This window comes from Kocuria sp. CPCC 204721 (genome assembly GCF_040980945.1).
Taxonomy (GTDB): domain Bacteria; phylum Actinomycetota; class Actinomycetes; order Actinomycetales; family Micrococcaceae; genus Kocuria; species Kocuria marina.
The window spans coordinates 1-720 of record NZ_JAVKPO010000059.1; the positions used below are offsets into that span (position 1 = coordinate 1).

The following is a 720-nucleotide window of genomic DNA, read 5'->3' on the forward strand; positions in this document are numbered from 1 at the left end:
GACCCGCGGATCTTCGGCGACCCGGAGGCGTTCGACCCGGTCGGCAACGCCCCGTACAACCTGGTGTACGGGATCGGCAAGCATGTGTGCCCCGGCAGGCCCCTGGCGACCCTCGAGCTGCGGGCACTGACCCGCGCCGCCCTGGCGGCGACGGCCGCGATCGAACCCGACCCGGACCGGCCGCGGCAACGCGAACTGCCACCGGTCGGCGGTTTCGCCACCGCCCCGCTGCGCCTGCGGTGACGCCTCCCGCCCTGGCGGGAACACCGACCCTGTGTCGGGGTGGAGGCATCTGCCTCTCCCCGGCCGGGGCCGAGCACCCGTAGCTCCTCGGGACGCCCGAGCAGTCAACCCCTGGGGTCTAGTAGTTCTGGGGCGGGTCGGAGGCGGGGAAGGAATCGCGTCCCCACCCTTCGACCCTCGCTTCGTCCCGTTCGTACTGCGCGGCGGCTGTTTCCGCGCCCTTGATCAGCTGCTGGAGCTGGACGGGTTCGACGCTGGTGCGCGTCGCCGTGGCGATGCGGGGGCTCGTGGTCGGACTGGTCTTCTGGCGCATGGGATGTTCCTTCCGTATGTTAGACCGGCTCTCTCGCGCCCCGCCTCAAGATGGTTCGACAGGTGCTGGTGTGGCGGCCCCCGTCAATGGGCTGGGGCCGCCACACCGGCGCCCTTGTTCTCACCGCACGAGGCTCCGGGCGTGCCCAGGATCAGCACACGGGG

General features: G+C 71.5%; 1 protein-coding gene and 1 pseudogene. One reads left to right on the forward strand and one right to left on the reverse strand.

Features of this window, described 5'->3' with window-relative positions; genetic code table 11:
- A pseudogene (locus RF637_RS13835) lies at positions 1-243 on the forward strand (cytochrome P450); the annotation flags it as partial.
- Positions 244-361: 118 nt separating this feature from the next.
- Here RF637_RS13835 and RF637_RS13840 read toward each other — a convergent pair.
- Complete coding sequence (locus RF637_RS13840; RefSeq protein ID WP_368845129.1) at positions 362-556, reverse strand: hypothetical protein; 195 nt, start codon at positions 554-556, stop codon at positions 362-364.
- Between the last annotated feature and the right edge of the window lie 164 nt (positions 557-720).

Bases quoted from the DNA above. Each gene is read 5' to 3' on its own strand.
- RF637_RS13840 (WP_368845129.1), bottom strand. From the start codon at position 556: ATGCGCCAGAAGACCAGTCCGACCACGAGCCCCCGCATCGCCACGGCG.